19 protein-coding genes and 1 riboswitch are annotated in these 19,592 nt (G+C 41.1%); of the genes, 1 reads left to right on the top strand and 18 read right to left on the bottom strand.

The annotated features are described in order from the left end of the window. Positions 1–20: 20 nt before the first annotated feature. Both CWB75_RS04325 and CWB75_RS04320 read right to left on the bottom strand, forming a co-directional pair. Complete coding sequence (locus CWB75_RS04325; protein WP_138569987.1) at positions 21–1,067, bottom strand: NAD(P)-dependent alcohol dehydrogenase; 1,047 nt, start codon at positions 1,065–1,067, stop codon at positions 21–23. 117 nt (positions 1,068–1,184) lie between these two features. Further along, entirely contained in the window at positions 1,185–1,898 is a 714-nt protein-coding gene (locus CWB75_RS04320) for a DUF1499 domain-containing protein (RefSeq protein WP_138569986.1), read from the bottom strand. A 191-nt stretch (positions 1,899–2,089) separates the two neighbouring features. Here CWB75_RS04320 and CWB75_RS04315 point away from each other — a divergent pair, with 191 nt between their 5' ends. Continuing rightward, the gene (locus CWB75_RS04315) at positions 2,090–2,311 is read left to right on the top strand and encodes a hypothetical protein (RefSeq protein ID WP_008108632.1); all 222 of its coding nucleotides are present in this window, start codon (positions 2,090–2,092) and stop codon (positions 2,309–2,311) included. Positions 2,312–2,387: 76 nt separating this feature from the next. Here the strand turns inward: CWB75_RS04315 and CWB75_RS04310 are convergent, their stop codons facing one another. The 16 genes from CWB75_RS04310 to fliP all read right to left on the bottom strand — a co-directional run bounded on the left by CWB75_RS04310 (position 2,388) and on the right by fliP (position 19,589). Beyond that, entirely contained in the window at positions 2,388–3,338 is a 951-nt protein-coding gene (locus tag CWB75_RS04310) for a sensor histidine kinase (RefSeq protein ID WP_109875576.1), read from the bottom strand. After that, positions 3,331–3,882 (bottom strand): heme NO-binding domain-containing protein, encoded by a 552-nt coding sequence (locus tag CWB75_RS04305; protein WP_138569985.1) that lies wholly within the window; start codon positions 3,880–3,882, stop codon positions 3,331–3,333. Before CWB75_RS04305 ends, CWB75_RS04310 begins: the two co-directional genes overlap by 8 nt. Before the next feature lie 220 nt (positions 3,883–4,102). Further along, positions 4,103–6,529, bottom strand: a complete 2,427-nt coding sequence (gene hrpB / locus CWB75_RS04300) for an ATP-dependent helicase HrpB (protein ID WP_138569984.1) — start codon at positions 6,527–6,529, stop codon at positions 4,103–4,105. Between the two features lie 48 nt (positions 6,530–6,577). Then, positions 6,578–6,994 carry a flagellar FliJ family protein gene (locus tag CWB75_RS04295; RefSeq protein ID WP_010391201.1) on the bottom strand — a complete coding sequence of 139 codons (417 nt, stop codon included), beginning with the start codon at positions 6,992–6,994 and terminating at the stop codon, positions 6,578–6,580. Then, positions 6,987–8,336 (bottom strand): FliI/YscN family ATPase, encoded by a 1,350-nt coding sequence (locus CWB75_RS04290; protein WP_138569983.1) that lies wholly within the window; start codon positions 8,334–8,336, stop codon positions 6,987–6,989. The genes CWB75_RS04295 and CWB75_RS04290 overlap by 8 nt, the downstream gene beginning before the upstream one ends. Further along, positions 8,329–8,961: a FliH/SctL family protein gene (locus CWB75_RS04285; RefSeq protein WP_138569982.1), complete on the bottom strand. Its 633-nt coding sequence runs from the start codon at positions 8,959–8,961 to the stop codon at positions 8,329–8,331. Before CWB75_RS04285 ends, CWB75_RS04290 begins: the two co-directional genes overlap by 8 nt. 2 nt (positions 8,962–8,963) lie before the next feature. Continuing rightward, the gene (locus CWB75_RS04280) at positions 8,964–9,983 is read right to left on the bottom strand and encodes a FliG C-terminal domain-containing protein (protein WP_010391197.1); all 1,020 of its coding nucleotides are present in this window, start codon (positions 9,981–9,983) and stop codon (positions 8,964–8,966) included. Continuing rightward, on the bottom strand, positions 9,964–11,691 hold the full coding sequence (gene fliF, locus CWB75_RS04275; protein WP_138569981.1) for a flagellar basal-body MS-ring/collar protein FliF: 1,728 nt from the start codon (positions 11,689–11,691) through the stop codon (positions 9,964–9,966). The genes CWB75_RS04280 and fliF overlap by 20 nt, the downstream gene beginning before the upstream one ends. Before the next feature lie 8 nt (positions 11,692–11,699). Then, the gene (gene fliE, locus CWB75_RS04270) at positions 11,700–12,023 is read right to left on the bottom strand and encodes a flagellar hook-basal body complex protein FliE (RefSeq protein ID WP_010391195.1); all 324 of its coding nucleotides are present in this window, start codon (positions 12,021–12,023) and stop codon (positions 11,700–11,702) included. 17 nt (positions 12,024–12,040) lie between these two features. Continuing rightward, positions 12,041–13,354, bottom strand: coding sequence for a sigma-54-dependent transcriptional regulator (locus CWB75_RS04265; protein ID WP_138569980.1), 1,314 nt, complete (start codon positions 13,352–13,354; stop codon positions 12,041–12,043). A gap of 20 nt (positions 13,355–13,374) precedes the next feature. Continuing rightward, a complete protein-coding gene (locus CWB75_RS04260; protein ID WP_138569979.1) occupies positions 13,375–14,247 on the bottom strand; it encodes an OmpA family protein in 873 nt (290 codons plus the stop codon). 97 nt (positions 14,248–14,344) lie between these two features. Beyond that, positions 14,345–14,427: riboswitch (cyclic di-GMP riboswitch) on the bottom strand. A 140-nt stretch (positions 14,428–14,567) separates the two neighbouring features. Beyond that, complete coding sequence (flhA, locus tag CWB75_RS04255; RefSeq protein ID WP_010391191.1) at positions 14,568–16,643, bottom strand: flagellar biosynthesis protein FlhA; 2,076 nt, start codon at positions 16,641–16,643, stop codon at positions 14,568–14,570. Positions 16,644–16,659: 16 nt separating this feature from the next. Next, the gene (gene flhB, locus CWB75_RS04250) at positions 16,660–17,790 is read right to left on the bottom strand and encodes a flagellar biosynthesis protein FlhB (protein ID WP_054202069.1); all 1,131 of its coding nucleotides are present in this window, start codon (positions 17,788–17,790) and stop codon (positions 16,660–16,662) included. A 4-nt stretch (positions 17,791–17,794) separates the two neighbouring features. Beyond that, the gene (gene fliR / locus CWB75_RS04245; protein WP_138569978.1) at positions 17,795–18,574 is read right to left on the bottom strand and encodes a flagellar biosynthetic protein FliR; all 780 of its coding nucleotides are present in this window, start codon (positions 18,572–18,574) and stop codon (positions 17,795–17,797) included. Further along, positions 18,571–18,840: a flagellar biosynthetic protein FliQ gene (locus tag CWB75_RS04240; protein ID WP_010391187.1), complete on the bottom strand. Its 270-nt coding sequence runs from the start codon at positions 18,838–18,840 to the stop codon at positions 18,571–18,573. The genes fliR and CWB75_RS04240 overlap by 4 nt, the downstream gene beginning before the upstream one ends. Further along, entirely contained in the window at positions 18,837–19,589 is a 753-nt protein-coding gene (gene fliP / locus CWB75_RS04235; protein WP_010391186.1) for a flagellar type III secretion system pore protein FliP, read from the bottom strand. The genes CWB75_RS04240 and fliP overlap by 4 nt, the downstream gene beginning before the upstream one ends. Positions 19,590–19,592: the final 3 nt, after the last annotated feature.

Below are 19,592 nucleotides of genomic sequence, written 5' to 3'. Positions count from 1 at the left end.
TATGCTAATTTATAGGTCAGTTACACGTTAATCGAAGCCATATCAATAACAAAACGGTAGCGCACATCTGAGCGTTCCATGCGCTCATAAGCGGTGTTAATTTCGTCTATATTGATCATTTCACACTCAGGTAATACATTGTGCTCACCACAAAAATCGAGCATTTGCTGTGTTTCTGCAATGCCACCAATTAAGGATCCTGCCACTCGACGACGACCCATTAACAATGGCACTGTGTTTAGCTCATCAACAGGGCCTACTTGGCCAACAATCACTAACGTGCCATCAATATCAAGTAGCGGTGTATACAGTGATAGGTCGTGCTTTACCGGTATAGTATCAATGATCACATCAAACGCTGATTGTGCATTTTTCATTTCATCATCGTTGTTCGACACTAAATAGTGCTGTGCACCTAGCTCGATAGCATCTTCTTTTTTAGATTCAGTGCGGCCAATAACCGTAACCGTTGCACCCATTGCCACGGCATTTTTAACCGCCATATGGCCAAGCCCCCCAAGGCCGACAACTGCAACACGGCTGCCTTTTTTAACACCCCATTTATGCAGCGGTGAGTAAGTAGTAATGCCAGCACACAATAAAGGCGCAACGCGAGATAGCTCTAAATTTTTAGGTACTGAAAGCACAAATTCTTCACGCACCACTACATGCTTAGAGTAGCCACCTTGAGTCATTTCACCATTTATTCTGTCTTTGCCACTGTAAGTGCCAACCATGCCTTCACGACAAAATTGCTCTTCGTGATTATGACATTGGTCGCAGCTTTGACATGAGTCAACCATACAGCCTACAGCAACGGTATCGCCTTGCTGATATTTAGTAACATCGCTACCAACCGAAATTACTTTACCAACAATTTCGTGCCCTGGTACTAATGGGTATTTACTGCCACCCCAATCGTTTCGCACTGCATGTAAGTCTGAATGACAGACACCACAATATAAAATCTCTATTGCTACATCGTTATTTCGTAAATCGCGGCGCTCAAAAGAAAACTCTGTAAGTTCAGAACCTTGGCTTTTTGCTGCATATCCGACTGTTTTCATAATAACTCCATAGTTTATTAAAATTTATAACTCACACAGTATGCATTATCAGCTCTGAACATGAACTGACCTAGCAACTGCAAAAAACCCAGCATAATGCTGGGCTATTTTTATCAATTACTGCACCACAACGGCGTTTAACTCGTCAATCAAGGTTTTAATACGCTGGGCATTTTTGCCTAAATCGCTTTTACCAATGCGAGATTTACTGCGTATGTCTACCACACGCTTACTGCCTTTGTCGTTAATTCGCACGACAACATCATCTTTAAAGCCAAACCAGATTGTGGTGTCTGTTGCTTCAACAATGCCATTATTAACATCGCTATTAACCAGTTCCCAACCAAGGTTTTCCATGGCTTTTGTTGTAGCTGCCACTAATTCTAGTTGCGTTTGGTTGTACTCGAGCGATTGTAGTTCTGGGTATGCTTTTCGTTGTTGCGCTGCCGTTTCTTCACCGGCGTATGCAACAGGATTAGGTGCATCAGCACGCAAAGGCACAACCGCAACAAACTCAGGAGGGTTAATTAAATCGGTAGAAATATCATGAATTGGCGGAACACTTTTTGCTGTATTCATCATGTTAAGCGGCATTGCAATAGCAACTGCTGCAAAAATAACAGTGATCACTGCACTGGCTAAGCTCACTGTTTTACGCATAAATAGCACCTGAACTAGTAATAAGGCTAATGCTGCCCCACCAACATAAACACCTAATCTAAAACCGGCAAAAGCAGTGCCTAGTTCAACAATATTAAATTTATAAAGGGGTCCCGGTAGTACCACCATTAAAAAAGCGATAAGCCCAACTAAGCTCACTAAATATTTCATTGCCTACTCCGTTATTGTTATATGGTTATTGTTTTTTAAACAGCTTTATACTGTTAACACTCCAATTTAGATTACTATGACTGATAAGTATCTATAAAGTCATAATTTATTACTCTTTTAAAGTAGATAACTTGACTCCTTGGTAAAAATCAACAAACTACGGGGGTAAAATTATCAGGGTATTATTATTTATGAAAACAGAGATTAGTTACCGATTTGAGTCATCACAAGTGGCCAATCGCTTTTTACACGAATTAAAAGATTGGCCAGTCAATGACGTAAAAACACGTCTTTTTAATGGCGGCGACAGCGTTAAAGTAAGCTACGAATATGATGAAAGCGGGTTTGATTATACCGTTGCCGAACTTGATGATTTAGCCGAGCAACACGGCGGACAAGAAGTGTCGAGTTAAGATACTAATACCTAAGCTGAATAGCCACAACACACTTTGTAGCTATGCCTATATTGTAAACTTTAAGCTTACAAAGTTATGTAGTAATAGGTATTACACAACGTATTAAAGACCCCTTACCCACTTCACTTTCAACCTCTATAGTGCCATTGTGCTCTTTAAGTACATTGTAAACTATAGCCATTCCCATACCTGTGCCTTGGCCTACGGGTTTAGTGGTAAAGAAAGGATCGAACATTTGTTTAAGTGTATCAGCGTCCATCCCACAGCCGTTATCTGCCACTTCTATGTAAATATTGTTTTTATTGGCAAACAGTTTAATAGTTACTTTTCCTTGCTGATCGTGCAAGTCATCACAAGCGTGTTTGGCATTAATTAATAAGTTTACAAAGACTTGTTTCATCGATGATATATTACACTGTGTTAGGGGTAACTTTTCAATGTGTAACTCTATAGCACACGTTCCCAGCTGGTTTTCGAGTAGCTTTAGCGTGCCATTTAATGATTCTGTAATATCTGCCATTGTTGTTACGTTGTCTTTTAGGCTCGCAAAGTCGACAAGATTACTAACAATATGAGCGATACGCTCTAAGCCCTCTTGAGTATCATCAACTAAGTCATCAATATCATCCACAATAAAGCTTAAGTCGTTCTCTCGGTTGAGCTGAACTAAAATAGACTCTAACTGCGTTACTGAAATCGATTTATCTACAAATTGTTGAGCCGCCGTCATTAACGAAACCAACACGGGCTTTATAAATTTTATGCTTGCTACATTACTGGTTATGTAAGCAAGCGGATTATTTATTTCGTGAGCCATGCCAGCAGAAAGTGTGCCTAATGTGGCCATTTTTTCACTTTGCATTAAGGTTATTTGTTGGTTTTTGACCGTTTCGAGCTTTTCTTCCAGCTCTTGATTAGCAATAAACAACGCCCGTGTTTTGTCTTCTAGTAGGGTTTCTAATTGATCTCTGGCTGATTTTTCGCGCAAATACGCTTTTTTATAATTGTAGTCGTCTTCAGCCATGGGGAGTCTCATATTTTATTTCAATTAAACACGAATCAAACCCATTATGCATGCACTGGGCATGATTAAGTTTAGCATCAACCCCATAATGAGCCGCAGCACCAAAAATAAGCCCTTCGGCGCACATACAAAGCTGTCGCTTAGAGTTGTAACGCATTAAAATAAACCCGTCTTCAATAATTTGGGCGTCAATTTCAGGTAAATTAGGCTCATGATAAAGCTTAGCGACTTCAACATGAATTACTTTATCAATACTAATAATGAGATCAGCAAAACTATTAAAGCTGTCTACTATAGCTGGGTGACGTGCCTTTAAGTGAGAAAATAAATACTCTCCAAAGGCCTTTAATACCTCTGGCATAGACATAGAAAGTGCAGTTGCTACATCTTGTGCCAAACCAACTATTTCTTCATCTGGATAACTTTCTGCAGAAATATAAACACGACCTTCAGGTGCATCTTTTTCAAGTAAGTCGTCCCATGCAGCCATGCCACATTTTTCAATAACCAGTGCCTCAAGCCCTCTAAAGATAACGCCTTTCATGCATGTTCCCTCCATTATCACTTTTAGATTGTTAGCTGCGCCTTCAATTAGTTACAAACGCTCGCTACCTTACGGCTCATATTTACACTAGCGTAGTAAGTCTTACTCTGTAAAATGTCAGCATTAAAGTAATAGTAGTTTAGTCGCTTGTAAAACGCCCAAAAAAGTTCGTTATTTGCATGGTCAACATTTAACATTAAGTAAAGTTAAGAAAGCGTGATCACATTCTGCTTTTTACTCTATTGGTGGCAACGCTATTGGCAGGATCGTCTGGCCAAAAATGCTTCGGGTAGCGCCCTTTCATCTCTTTTTGTACCTCGCGGTAACTACTATTCCAAAAATGTGCTAAGTCTTGAGTTAACTGTAGTGAACGCTTGCCTGGAGATAACAACTCCATTAGCAGTGTTAATTTACCGTTAGCTAACATAGGCGTGCTGGTTAAACCATATACTTCTTGCATGCGCACACTAAGCTTGGCAGGTCCATCAAGTTGGTATTCAATTTTTATGTTAGAGCCACTTGGTACTGTTAGCCGCAGTGGGAGTAAAGATTTTAGCTCGCTTTGCTGTTGCCAATTAAAACAATTTTGTAGTGCCTCAAAATAATTAAACTTTTTAAGTTGCTCAAGGGTTTTAATATCTTCAAGGTATACCCCTAACCAATCACCTGCTGTTTCAATGAGCTGCTGCTGACTAATAATAGGAAACTGTTCTGGCATCAATTTACTAGCTAAGCACATTCTAATAAGTAACTGCTCACTTTCTTTTTGCTCGTTAAACAGTGAAAAGCCCTGTTTGGCAAACAAACTAAGCCATGCCTTGGTGCGCTCTGTTTTATCAAGCTTATGTTTACTTGGTTGGCTACTAAGGGTAATTTCCCCAAGTTTTACTTCATCTTGATGAATAAACCGAGCGGCTTTTTCATCAAACTCGCAGCGGGTTAACTCAGTGAATAAATACGGTAAATACTCTTTAAGCGAAAATGGATTTAGCGCCGTGGCCGCAAAAATACGCCCGCCTTTATGTCCGCCCATACTGGCAATAGCTATATATTCGTCATTATGCCAGTAGTCAGGGTTTAGTTCAGCCCCTGCCCCATTTGCTAATAAGTAGCCATTACCACGTTTTTTAGCGATGCGATCAGGGTAGGCAAGCGACACTAATAAGCTTAAATGTTCAGTGTTTAAATCTGTACGACTGTCGGTAAATTTTAAGCGTTTGAACCAATAATTTAATTGCTGCTTAAACACCGGATGTGGTCGTTGTTGTTGACTATGCAGTGCTAGGTTGAGCTCATTGGCAGTGCTAACTCGGCTTTCTAGTAAGGCCACTAAATAAATAGCTAAGCGATAAATCCCACTTAACTGTGGTTCTAACATTTGCGCTTTTAATAACATATGCGCTAAGCGAATATCGGCACCAAAGCCCAACATTTTACTACCCAGCGTGGTGAGCTTACCGTTACTATCTATAGCTTCAAGCATAGATAATAAATTAGTAGCTTGGCTGCATTGTTGCTCACTCGGCGGGTCAAGTAAGGTGAGTTCACTAATACTTGCGCCCCACTGCTTCGCCTCAAGCATCAGTTGGCTAATATCTGAGGTAAGAATATCAGGGTTATCGTGGCTGTTTCGTCTTTCAAAAGTTTGTTTGGAACCTAACCGATACACAACCCCTGGTTCTATTCGTCCTGCACGCCCTGCGCGTTGTACTGCCGATGAACGCGATATACTTTGCGTAGTGAGCTCAGTGACACCGGTTTTTAAATTAAAGCTGGCTGCACGGCGCTTGCCGCTATCAACAACAATTCTAATACCTTCAATGGTTAAACTTGTTTCGGCAACATTGGTCGTTAATACTACTTTTCGCATCCCTTGAGGCGCAGGTGAAATTGCAGCTTGTTGATTAGCTTTATCTTGTTCGCCAAATAATGTGGCAACAATACAATCATTGGGCAAGTCGCTCAGCGCTTGCTGCACTCGCAGTATTTCACGCTGGCCGGGTAAAAATACCAGCGCACTGCCTGTTTGCTCATTGAGTGCTTGTTTTATTATTGGTGGAATAGCATCAAGCCAGCGGCTTTCATCTTTTATTGGGCAATATATTTCGTCAATGGGGTAACTTCGCCCGTTTGATTGAATTACTGGGCAATTAAAAAACCCAGTGTAGCGTTCGCTATCAAGGGTGGCCGACATCAACATAATGGTTAAATCTTCACACAGTGCCGCTTGCGATTCTAAAGCAAAAGCCAGTGCGGTATCTGCCGCGATGGAACGCTCATGAAACTCATCAAAAATAAGTAAATCAACATCACTAAGCTCAGGATCATTTTGTAACATGCGCGTAAGCATGCCTTCGGTAACTATTTCAAGGCGAGTTTGTGTGCTGACTTTACTTTCACCTCGCACCCGTAAACCGACACTTTGCCCTAGCGTTTCGTTTTGGCAGTGCGCTAAATAGTTAGCAATATTTCTTGCTGCCAAGCGCCGCGGCTCTAACATGACGATGCGCTTATAATGTCCATCGCGCATAAGCTGTAATGGCAACCATGTTGATTTACCAGCACCAGGCGGCGCTTGCAGTAAGGTGATTGGGTTGGCTTTTAAAGCATCAATGAGTGAAGTATATATTTCTTGAACCGGCAGCACGCTATTTACCCTAAATTACTTTGCCGCCATTGTAGCAAAAATTAGCAGTTATTTATGCAGAGTACGACTATGTGCTTGGCTGATCATTTCGTCTAACGTTTTAGCCTCTTGCTGCTGCGCTTTATTTTGATCAGCACGATGCCTATTACTCACTATCCCTTCTATGCCTTTGGTGAAGCTCATTTGCTTAAAACAAGCTTGCTGCTGACGTAATTCATCTTGCTGTGAATCATCAATGCGCGCTTGTTGCTGCGTCGATAAGCCAGACAAAATACGCTTCATCCCTGATAAATTTTGTAAGCTTAGCGCCGAGCTCATTTGCTGGTTTTTATCCATACTGTTTATGTGCTGCTGAAGCTGCGATAAACGTTGCTGCTCTAGATTACTTCTTTGTTGTAACTGAGTTTGCTCGGCCAGCATTTTATCTAATTTTTGTTGTTGTAATCCTAAAAATTTATTAAGCATTCAGTTTACTCATCACTGCATTTAATTGAGTTATTGACTGTGAAAAATCCACTTGTTCGTTCAACCCTTGGCATAGAAATGATTCGATTTGTGGATACAAATTTACCGCACTGTCGAGTTCCGGATCTTTGCCTGCCTGATACGCCCCTAAAGGAATAAGCTCATGCACTTGCATGTAACGGCTATAAAGCTTTTTCAATTTATAACAAAAATTTAGCTGCTCATCACTTACTATATTAGGCATTACTCGGCTAATCGATGAACCAATATTAATGGCCGGATAGTGGCCCTTTTCTGCTAAGGTGCGATCCAATACTATATGGCCATCAAGAATTGCTCGGGCGTTATCGGCTATTGGATCTTGTTGATCGTCGCCTTCAGCTAATACTGTATAAATGGCGGTCATGCTGCCTTTGCTTTTTTCACTATTACCGGAACTCTCAACCAGCTGGGTTAATTTACTAAATACCGATGGCGGGTATCCTTTGGATGCAGGCAGCTCACCTACCGATAAGCCAATTTCCCGCTGTGCTTGCGCATACCGGGTTAATGAATCCATCAACAGCAATACATTTGAATTTTTATCTCTAAAGTAGGCCGCCAATTTATGGCTAAGTTCGGCCGCTTTAATACGCAGTAAAGGGGAATCGTCTGCTGGGGATGCTATTACAATGGCCTTTTTTAACCCTTCTTTACCTAGGCTTTGCTCAATAAAATCTTTTACTTCCCAACCACGCTCACCTACAAGGCTTACAATAACCACATCGGCAGAGGTAAAGCGGGTCATCATGCCAAGCAACTTACTTTTACCTACCCCCGAACCTGCAAATAATCCTAAACGCTGGCCTTTACCTACACTAAATAAGCTATTAATAGCGCGAATACCTACATCTAACGGCTCGATAACGCCTTTGCGCTCCAGCGGCGTTAAAGAATAATCGTTACCCAATTTACTGGCGTTTTTTGTGCTGTCTTGTTCAAGTGGGCCTAAGTTATCAATCGGCTGCATTTGCGCATCGAGTACACGCCCTAATAACTTTTCTGAAATAGCCACATGGTTGTTTTTTATAACTGGCCTAACGCGTCCACCTGAATATAAGTTTTGTATTTTTTTCAGGGGCATTAAATAGGCTTCATCTTGATTAAAACCTACTACTTCAGCGTCATACCAGTGGCCATCAACACTTTCTACTTGGTATTTTTCACCCATAGCAAATTGCCCACCGGTAGCGGTAAGCGTTAAACCATTAACTCGTGTTAAGCGGCCATAGCTTTTAACTAATTCAGGCGGGGTTAGCGCTTTCAGCGCAGACTTTAAGCATGTATGAAGTGGGTTAGTCATGCGGTTGCGCTTTTAAAATTTCAGGTATCACTTCATCCAAAAGGCTTTGTAATCGCTCTGAAAAAGAAAATCGATGTGTTTGTTGCTCTGCCACCAGTTCAACGTCTCCACTGATCAGAGCCTCATCAAAGTAAGTCGGCACCGAAAACTCCGCTAAACGTGCATCATTAAAGCAGTGGCGATCAGAGCCTGAGAACATAACTTTTGTTACTACATCGCGATTGCTAAGCAAGGTAATGGCTTTTTCAATAAGCTGCGCGCGTATTTCGGGGCGTACTTTTAGCTCGCAGTCAATAACGTGCTCAGCCAAGGTACTTATCATTAAGGCAAGGTCTTGTTTAAACTCATCATTAAAGTTAAGTAGCTCATTATTAGCTTTATCAAATAAAGTGTTAAAACGTTCAATAAGCTGTGTTTTTTGCGCTTCAAGACGCTCAGAAACACGCAACTCTATTTGTTGCTCCATTTGTTGCTCTAATTCGCTTTGCTTATTGGCAGCCCCCTGCGCGAGCCCTTCTTCATAGCCCTGCTGTAAACCAACACGCTGAGCAGCATCTAAACGCTCTTGCAGCGTTTGATGTTGCTCATTTTTATTTAAAGTGGGAAACCTAAATGCTTGACTCATAGTTAGCCTGCGGTCTCTTCTTCAAATAAGCGATATTCAATATCACCTTGTTTGCTCATGTCTCTAACTATCGACATAATTTCTTTTCTGGCGGCAATCACTTTGCTCAGTGGTTGCGCGCTTAAACCATCAATTTGCTGCTGGTACACTTGCGCTAAACGTTTAGGTAGTGCACCTAAAACACGCGCTAAAAACTCGCTGTTTACACCCTTTAACGACATAGTCCATAACTCATCAGGAATGTCATTAAGCAACAAGGTTAGTGTCTCGTCTGTTTGCTTAATTAAGCCATCAAAGTCGTACATTTTCTCTTGTATTTCATCAGCTACGTTAGTGTTATGTTTTTTCATTAGTTCGATAATTTGGCTCTTATTACCGTTGTAACGATTCATAATTTCTACCGCTTTATCGACACCATTCACTTGTGCGCCTACTTGGCGGCCAACAAACTCAATACACGACTCAAGCGTTAAGCGCACATCATCAATAACGTGTTCGCTCACTTCACGAAGACTGGCAATTCGATACAGTAAATCATCATGCTTCGATTCTGGAAACAGTACAATAATGGCTGAGGCTTGCTCTGGGGGTAAAAAGGCCAAAAACAGCGCTTGCATTTGCACATGTTCCTGATCTAAAAAGCGTACAATAAGCTCTGGCGGGATCCACTCTAAACGACGTAAATCGTCATTCATTGCACCACCATAAATATCATCAAGCATAGTTTTGGCAAGCTTACGGCCGACAGCTTTATCAAGTGCTCGCTCTAAATACACACGCGACGCGCCATTGACGCCACTTTCATTGCGGTAGCAATCAAAAAATTCACTCAAGGTGCCTGCAACATCCTGTTGAGTAACGTTTGAAATTTTAGCCATACGCTCAGAAATAGCCTGCACTTCACGGCGGCCTAATTTACGAATGACACTGGCGGCATTTTCCTCGCCCATACTTAGCAATAAAATAGCGGCGCGATCTAGCGCCGGTAATTGTGAGCCTTTATCAAGCTTTTCTTGATTCAATTTCAACTCCTTGTTCTACCCAATATTTTATTACCGACGTAACACGCTCGGTTTCTTTGTTAGCAAGTAACTGCATGTGCGCTATTTGTTCTTCAAAGTCATTGCCTATTTGCGGTAACGACATATTTTGATGTTCGCTTGCGCCCTCTTTGGCGGTTAAGTTTTCTATTTGCGATTTAGCATTAATGGCCTCATCAAGCGGACTGCTTTGTCTTTCTGCTGTAGAGGCTGATTTAACCTCATTATCAGCGGTTGCCATGGCGTTGTTTGCTTCGTTACTTTTACCTTTTATTAAGTGATTAACTAAAGGGCGCACACCAAATAAAATCAGCAATAAACTAATTAAAGTACCCACAATATAACGGGCATACTCTTTAAGCTCGGGCATTTGCCACCATTCAAGACCTTCACCAGGGGCTAGTATTTTTTGTTCTACAAAGGTAAAGCTAGTGATGTTGAATTGATCGCCGCGTGCGTCGTTAAACCCCGTGGCCTTTTTTACCATTTCACCTAATGAAGCCAGCTTTTCTTCGCTCCAGCCATCAGCTGTTCCAGCTACTTGCTCATTAATAAGTACCGATAAGCTCATGTTTTTAATGCGGCCTACTTCAAATTGGGTGTGAGTCACTGAGCGACCATTTTCAAACTGTCGTTTACTCTCATTTCGTTGTGAAGTTCGCTCGTTGTTTTCATCTTCAGCTTGTTCGTTAGGCACAGGTGGCTCATTAGCTAAAGAGCCCGGAATACCAGCCGCCAGCTGATCTAGGGTGCTATCAGATTTAATAAACTCTTGTGTTAATACATTTTGTGGGTCAACCATTTCGCGTGTTTCTTCAACCACACTAAAATCAACATCACTAGAAACCTGAATTCTAAAATTACCTTCACCCAAAATTGGCAACAACATAATAGAGGCGCGTTGCTCTATGTTGCGCTCAACTTTTTCAATAAAGGCGAGCTTTTTATCGGTTTCTTTGCCTACTGGGGTGGTATCAAATAAGTCGCCGCTGAGTAATTTACCACGCTGATCCACCACCGACACAGAACGAGAATCAAGCCCAGGCACACTGCCAATAATCAGTGCAATAATGGCTTCCACTTGCTCTGGTTTAAGTTCGTGTCCTGGCGCTAAATCAACCATCACAGACGCTGCGGTTTTTTGCTCAGTACGACCAACAAACAAGCTACGCTTAGGGACTGCCAAGTGCACCCGCGCATTGCGTATGCCTTGCATGTTAATAATGGTGCGTGCCAACTCACCTTCTAAGGCATGCTGGTATTGCATAGATTCGATAAATTGACTAGTGCCCATAGACACTTTGTCGCTAATATTCTCAATACCCTCAGGCATAGAGGCTTTTATTCCTCTCGCCGCCAGCGTGATTCGCGCATCAGCCAATTTTTCTTGCGGCACTAAAATATTACCGCTATCGGTATCGATGCGGAACGTGATTTGTTCTTTATCTAAAATTTCTAAAATATTGGCTTTATCGTAGCTTTCTTGATTACCGTAAAGCGGTACGTAGTTTTTAGCCGAGGTCCATAAAATAAGGACTATAGTAGCCGCTACTAATGTCGCTAGTAGAGCAATGGTCGCGACACTTCTATCACCTGAGTTGCCGAAGTTTAATTTGTTGGAGAGATTAACCACTCTTTCTTTTAGGTTGCTCTCATTTTGCTCAGGTACTTTTGCTAATTCTCCTTTCATATTAGCCTCTACAGTGACATGCGCATGACATCATCAATGCCATTGAGCACTTTATTGCGCATTTCCATCAGCATAGAAAAACTAAGCCCCGCTTTTTGACTGGCGATCATCGCGCCTACCACATCTTCACTTTCACCAGTATCAACGGCTTTAACCATTTCACCGGCAATATTTTGTTGAGCGTTGATAGAGCGAATAACATGCTTAAAGTCTTCACTAATATTTACATTTTGATTACTGATAGCAGCCGGCTCTATGCTCTCTGGACCTGCAATTTTTTGCATGTCCATCATTTTGCCCAGCATCATTTGTTGACTTTCAATTGGCGACATTCTTTTTTTCCTTCAAATTATGCAATTGCATCAATATCAATACCGCATTCACGCATAGCGGCAATTTTATATCTTAATGCTCGGGTAGTTACGCCAAGCGCCTGTGCTGTTTGAGTACGATGACCTTTAAACCGACTCAATAAACTGTATATATAATCAAACTCCGCCTGCTTTTTATTCTCCTTTAACTGCGTGGCACAAAAAGCCGCCGCTGCAGGTGAACATTGCGGTAAATTTAAATCTTCAGCCTGAATTTCAACACCTCTGGCCATCACTAATGCACGTTGAATCACGTTTTCAATTTCCCGTACATTGCCCGGCCAGTTGTAACAAAGCATCACATCTTCTGCTTGTTTACTAATATGGAACTCAGAGTTGCCATATTTTTTGATAAAGTGGTAAGCCAATGGAATGATGTCATCAACACGATCCCGAAGTGCAGGCCAACTAAGCGGTAATACATCTAAACGGTAAAATAAGTCTTCACGAAAAGCGCCTTGCTCAACTTGTTCACGCAATATGCGGTTAGAGGCGGCAATAATGCGTATATCTAATTTTATTTTTTGATGACTACCGAGTCTTTCAACTTCGCGCTCTTGCAATACCCGCAGTAATTTAGCTTGTAAATCCAATGGCAGCTCAGTAATTTCATCCAGTAAAATAGTACCGCCATTAGCCAGTTCAAATTTTCCCGGCTGAGCATTTACCGCACCGGTGAATGCCCCCTTATTAAATCCAAATAACATGGCTTCGAGCATATTTTCTGGGATTGCAGCACAGTTAACTGCAATAAATGGCTTATCTTTACGGTCTGAGGATTTATGAATAAAGTGCGCTAACTTCTCTTTACCTGTTCCCGATTCGCCGGTGATTAACACCCCTGCCGATGTTTGGGCAGCTCGATTAGCTAAACGCAGTACTTGTTGTGACTTAGTTGAAACAGCGATTAAATCTTCAAACCCATGCTTCATTGAATCAGTGTTTCTGATTGTTTTTTTAAGCTGCTCAGCAAAGAAAGGTTTTAATAAGTAATCAACAGCGCCACCGTTATTAATAGTTTTTGAAGCAATTTCACTTTGTGAAGAATCGACTAACGTCACAATTTGCGAAGTGGGGCATGTTTTACGCAGTAATTTTACTAATTCAACCAGTTCGAGTTGTTGAGTATCTGCATCAACAAACACAAGCTCTGGCTTACTTATAAGGCAGTGGCTAACCGCATCGCTGATGGAGTTTGTATGCAGAAACTTAAAATTTTCGGCAAATACAACTTGCTTAATCTCAGGCGTTGGCTGCTGCTCACTGATCCATAAAAGGTATCTTTGACTCATATTTTTCCTTTGCAGTGCAATTAACTTGAGTGTCGGAAAAGACGAACTAAAACACGGCGATTAGACGAGGCGCCCTGCTCCGAGTTTTTTATAATGGGATAACGTTGACCATGCGCTCTTACTTCTAACATGTCTTTGGGTAAGCCAAATTCAATGAGTCTGGCAGCTACGTCATCTGCTCTTTCTTTTGAAAGCAACCGATTTGACAGCGGCGAGCCCGTATTATCTGTGTGGCCATCAACTAGCACTTTACTTACGCGACTGTCTAAAGAAATGTAACGCACTAAATCTTTTAAAAATTTAAGATCTTTAGCCGTTGTTACTGTGCGCTGCCCACTGGCAAACTGTAATTGATGATCGCGTGCTTGCTCCCAAGAAAGCGGCGATAAATTAGCTAAACACTGTTGATAATCGGCAACTATTTCATCGCTATGGGTATTAGTAAAGGTCAGGCGAAGTTGTTCATCACCAAAGCTTACTAGCGTGTCTAACCAACCGCCTTGTTTAATCACACGAAGTAATGCGGTCATATCGGCAGAAAATTGCACCTTGTTATCTTCGACATTAGAGGATACAAAGTTCACGGCAGTAAGAATGGTATCTGCAGATTGCCAATCTGCTTTACGAGATAAAACGTGTAAACCTACTATTGGTTTATCTTGTAAAAGCCAAGTAAATTCCAATTGTTGAGTTTTTGCTGGGAGGGTTTTTACTTCAAGTAGCGCATAATTATCAAAGCGCTGTTTGAGTGAACACGCAAACGGGTTGCTACTTACTGACCAAGTAGAGTTTTCGTAGTTTTGCACCAGGTTTTGCTCTGATGTGTGCCCCTGCGAGGACATAAACACAGCACAGGGCAATGCAAATTTAATCAGCTGAGTTAATCTATTCATGTATATTCCGTATAAAGTTAAATAGAACAATTAAGTTTTTTAAATCAATAGCGAAATACAACAAATACAAACACAGTATTAATGAATATCACTAAGTTAATGTAACCCCACGATCGTAGCGATAGCCTTAGACTGGGAGCTTTGCGTCCTATGCTTTCGCATAGTTTGCCATTTAATTTACTTAAGCATTATTTTAAACCAATATAAAAACTAGTAACTATGTACAATAAAAACAACAGACTATAGTTAAATATCATTAAATGCAAATATTACTATATAAAATTCATAGCCAGTTCATTTTATGCTCATTTTACAGTCATTCATCCCAACGAACCGAGTATATCTACCCGAATGGTATCTGGAATTTCATTATAAGAAAGAACAACTAAGCTACCCTTAGTAAAGGTTTTTGCGTAACGAGCTAATAGCGGCCGAAGCTGCGGCACCACGATTAATGTAGGCGTTACCCCTCTTGATTTCATGTCTTCGACTATCATCGGCATTGTGCGTTGAAATTGCCCTAGTAAATTAGGGTCTACCGCAAAACTATCTAGTACAACTTTGCCAGCCTGCATAGCTTGATCAAGTGAGCTTTGTAAGGTGCTTTCTAGTTTTTCATCTAAGCTGTAGGCACTGAGTTCATCACGATTACCCATCACCTGTTTTACCAATACTTTTTGCAGTGCGCAGCGTACGTCTGAAACCAGTAAAATCGGATCTTTAGTTACCTCAACACTGTCTATTAATGTGCCGGCGATAGTGACTATGTCTTTAATACTTATGTGTTCTTTTAGTAGTAAACGAATCACTTTTAACTGTAAATTAGTCGGTAATGCTTTTTCGAAGGTTTCGGCTAAGCTAGGTGAGATTTCTTTTAGTCGCTCATTAAGCTTTTGTACGTCTTCATAACTAAATAACTCATCTAAATGTTCTTTGATCACTTTACCGGTATGAGTAGCAATAATGGTGCCTAAATCAACCACTGAGTAACCCATATTCAATGCTTGGGTTTTACTGTCATCTTTTATCCAAACAGCCTCAAGCCCATAAGCAGGATCAGTGGTTAATTCACCATCTAAGCTGCCGTATACATCGCCGGTGTTTAACGCGAGTAGTTCTTTGGCGTTTACATTAGCACTTGCAACAGGCACACCGGCTAAGTTTACTTTGTATTCTTGTGGATTTAATTTTAGGTTATCTTTTATTCTGATCTCCGGTAATAAAAATCCAAGCTGCTCAGAAAGATTTTTACGTACACCTCTTAAGGTTTTTACCAGCTCTTCCCCTTTGTCTTTATCGGCTAAATAAACCAAACGAAAGCCAAGCTCAACCGATAATTTATCAACATGAGAAATATCTCCCCATTCTAAGTTAGCCTGTTGCTCACTTAAAATGGTGTCGGTCATTTGTTCGGCTTCAATTAAAGAGTTATCGGGGAGAGAGCGCTGTAATCGCCAAGCAACATAAAATAATGGCGCGGCAAACCCTAAAAAGGCGACAGTGGGCATCCCGGGCACAATACCAAGCGTAACCATAATTAATGCAGCAGTAAAAATAACACGTGGAGAGGCAAGTAACTGCTTACCTACTGCTTCACTTACATCGCCTTCATCGTTCATACGCGTAACAATAATTGCAGCAGCAACCGCGAGTAATAACGAAGGAATTTGCGCAACTAAGCCATCACCTATGGTTAACAGTGCAAAACGCTGAAACGCTTCGGCTAAGCTTAAACCATGTTGAAAAGCACCAATTGAAACACCGCCCAACAGGTTGATCACTAATATAATTAAGCCAGCTATAGCATCACCGCGTACAAACTTAGATGCACCATCCATAGAGCCATAAAAATCGGCTTCTTGGGCTATAGTGCTGCGTCGCTCTTTTGCTTGCTCAGGGCCAATTAATCCGGCATTTAAATCCGCGTCAATTGCCATTTGTTTACCGGGCATGGCGTCTAGAGTAAAGCGTGCAGCCACCTCAGAAATACGCTCACCGCCTTTGGTAATAACCACAAAGTTAATCACCATTAAAATAACAAACACCACAATACCAACGACGTAGTTACCGCCTATAACCACTTCACCAAACGCTTGAATAACGCGACCTGCCACATCTGAGCCTTCATGGCCATGCAGTAATACCACACGTGTTGAAGCAATGTTTAGGGTTAAACGCATCAAGGTGGCGACTAACAAAATAGTCGGAAATACAGAAAAATCGAGCGGCTTTTTAGTAGACACAGCGACTAACAATACAATCACCGACAATACAATGTTAAAGGTAAACAATGCATCTAATAGCCATCCTGGTAATGGCAAAATAACCATCGACAAAACAGCTAACAGCAAAATAGGAATAGCGGTATAAGGTTGAGTAAAACTGCGCCAGTTCAAATTATAACTCCAACATCTAAGGTTTCTGTAAGTTTTTAGGGATTGTTAATTCAGGTAAAGCTGCAGGTGCTTGCCCACGTCCTTGCTTATATGCTTTTAGTTGCAATACATAAGTCAGTACATAGGCAACGGCGCTGTATAGGCCATTGGGCACTTCTTGGTCGACCCGGGTCGAAAAATAAATAGCCCGTGCTAATGCAGGGATTTCTATTATTTCTTTGTTATTCATACGGGCCACTTCGCGAATTCTCAGCGCCATTTCATCTACGCCTTTAGCAACAACATAAGGGGCTTTAGCCGCTTCTTCACTGTATTTTATTGCCACAGCATAATGAGTAGGATTGGTCACTATCACATCGGCAGTGGGTACACGCTCTTCAATTTTTCTATTCGATTGCTGATATTGTATTTGCCTAATTTTATTTTTTATCTCAGGGCTACCGTCTGAAGATTTACGCTCTTCTTTTACTTCTTGGTGGGTCATTTTTATTTTATCGGCAATCTGTTTTTGCTGAAAAGGCACATCAATAACTGCAATAAAAAGTAGTAAAGTTACGGTGATCATTAACGATAAAAATAACAACTCAATGCCTTGGCCTATCGCCACTTTTATATCTAAGTTTTGTAACATCATCAGCTGCATCCACAGCTTAGTTAAAAAGGTATATAAGCAAATCGCCAGTAGGGTTATTTTTAGTATTGATTTAAGTAGCTCAACTAACGACTGTTTACCAAACATTTTGCCTAACCCGGTTAGTGGGTTGAGCTTGCTCATTTTTAGCGCCACGAGTTTTTTTGAAAACACAAACCCGCCAGGTAAACACCCAGTGATCCACATTGCGCAAAAGCTTAATAATAAAAACGGCGTAAGGGTTGATAGCATATTCATAATGGCGTCGCCCAACGCGATGGGCATCATTTTTTTATTATTTATAATCGTATGATCCAGCACCATAGTGCTGTTCATTAAGTTAACAAATAAGCTGTAAAATAAATTGGCAAACCACAATAGCCCAGCAATACTGACCATTAATAAAATAGCGGTATTGAGTTCTTTTGAGCGCGCGACTTGGCCGTCTTCTTTGGCTTTTTTTAGCCGTTTCTCTGTGGGTTGTTCTGTTTTTTCTTGCGAGCTATTTTCAGACATACCGCTACCTCATCGCTTGTGCAAAGGTTGTTAGCACATGATACGTTAGCCTTGAAAACGCACTTCCTGTGTACTCTAGAGTCATAAATACGCAGAAAAACCCCATCAATAGCGACATAGGGAAGCCCAATACAAAAATATTTAATGACGGCGCCGCCCTACTTGCTACACCAAAGGTTAAGTTAACCAATAACATGGCGACTATCCCTGGTAGCGACAGCAATAAAGCAGAGGAAAACATCCACGCAAACAACATAATAATCGATTGAATATCAAACTCATAAATACTGCGACCAATCGGAAAGCTATGAAAACTCTCTACCATAACTTGCAAAGTTATTAAGTGACCATCTGCGGCAAAAAACAGTAATGCACACATAATCCAAAATAACTGTCCCAATAATGCCACTTGGTTTCCACTGCCGGGGTCCATAACTAGCGCCATTGATAAACCCATTTGCATGGATAAGATCAGCCCTATCATTGCCATTACTTCAAACAAAATACGCAGCGATAACCCCATCATTACCCCAAAAATAATTTGTTCGAAGGTTAAGATGGCGGCATCTAAAGAAAACAAGTCAATAGCAGGTGCAAGTGGTAACTGCGGAGCAACTAAAAAAGCCAACATCATAGACACTAAAATACGAGAGCGCGGCGTTACCGCCGGATTGTCAAATACCGGCATAGACCATAAAAGTGCAGAAAAACGTACAAATGGCCACCAAAGCGTGCCCATCCAGCTGACTAAGTCAGTAGACGTTAAAGCAAGTAATGAGCTCAACCAAATACTCCAGGTAACATAAATTTGAGCTTATCAAACCAATCAATCAAAATTTGTAGCATCCAATGCCCCGCAAACACTACCATTAATAAGGTTAATAACATACGTGGTAAGAACGTTAGGGTTTGCTCTTGAATAGAGGTCGCACCTTGAATAATGGCCACTACAATACCTAGTATTAAACCCGGCACAATTAAGACTAAAATCAGTTTTATGATGGTGTAAACCGCGCTTGAAATAAGCTCTACCGACATTTCTGGGGTCATGGTGACATTCCAAATGTTGCTGCCAGCGTACCTGCTATCATTGACCAGCCATCGGCAAGTACAAACACCATGAGCTTGAACGGTAAGCTAATGATCAGCGGTGATAGCATCATCATACCCATAGACATCAGCACACTACTGACAACTAAATCTATAATTAAAAAAGGAATAAACAACATAAAGCCAATTTGAAAAGCGGTAGTAAGCTCACTTAGTACAAAGGCAGGCATTAATACTTCAAACGGAATCTCTTGCGCGGTGAGTGTGGTTGGCTCATTGGCAATTAATAACACTTGGCGTAATTCACTTTCGCGAGTTTGCCTAAGCATAAAAGCACGCAAAGGCTTTTCTGCGGTGAGTAAAGCTTCTTCTAGTCCTATGGTTTGCTGCTGAAAAGGCGTATATGCATTTTGGTAAATATCCTGCCAAACTGGTCGCATAATCAACATGGTGAGCATCAGTGAGATGCCAATCAAAATTTTATTCGGTGGGCTTTGTTGTAATCCCATAGCTTGGCGCAAAATTGCCAATACAATGATGATTCTGGTAAACGACGTTAAAACCATCAGTAGCGCAGGTAATAAACTCAATACCGTCATTAGCAAAAGTATTTGCAATTTAACGCTATAGTCTTGTCCGTCGGCCGTATCTTTTAGAGAAAACAGCGTAAGTTCTTCTGCATTTAGCCAGCTTGGTAAAAACATCATGATCAACAGTAGGCTAACTTTAAAAATTACGCGTTTATTCATTTG

The organism is Pseudoalteromonas sp. S1608 (assembly GCF_005887265.1).
Classification (GTDB): domain Bacteria; phylum Pseudomonadota; class Gammaproteobacteria; order Enterobacterales; family Alteromonadaceae; genus Pseudoalteromonas; species Pseudoalteromonas undina.
This window is presented reverse-complemented; position numbering and strand designations above follow the sequence as displayed.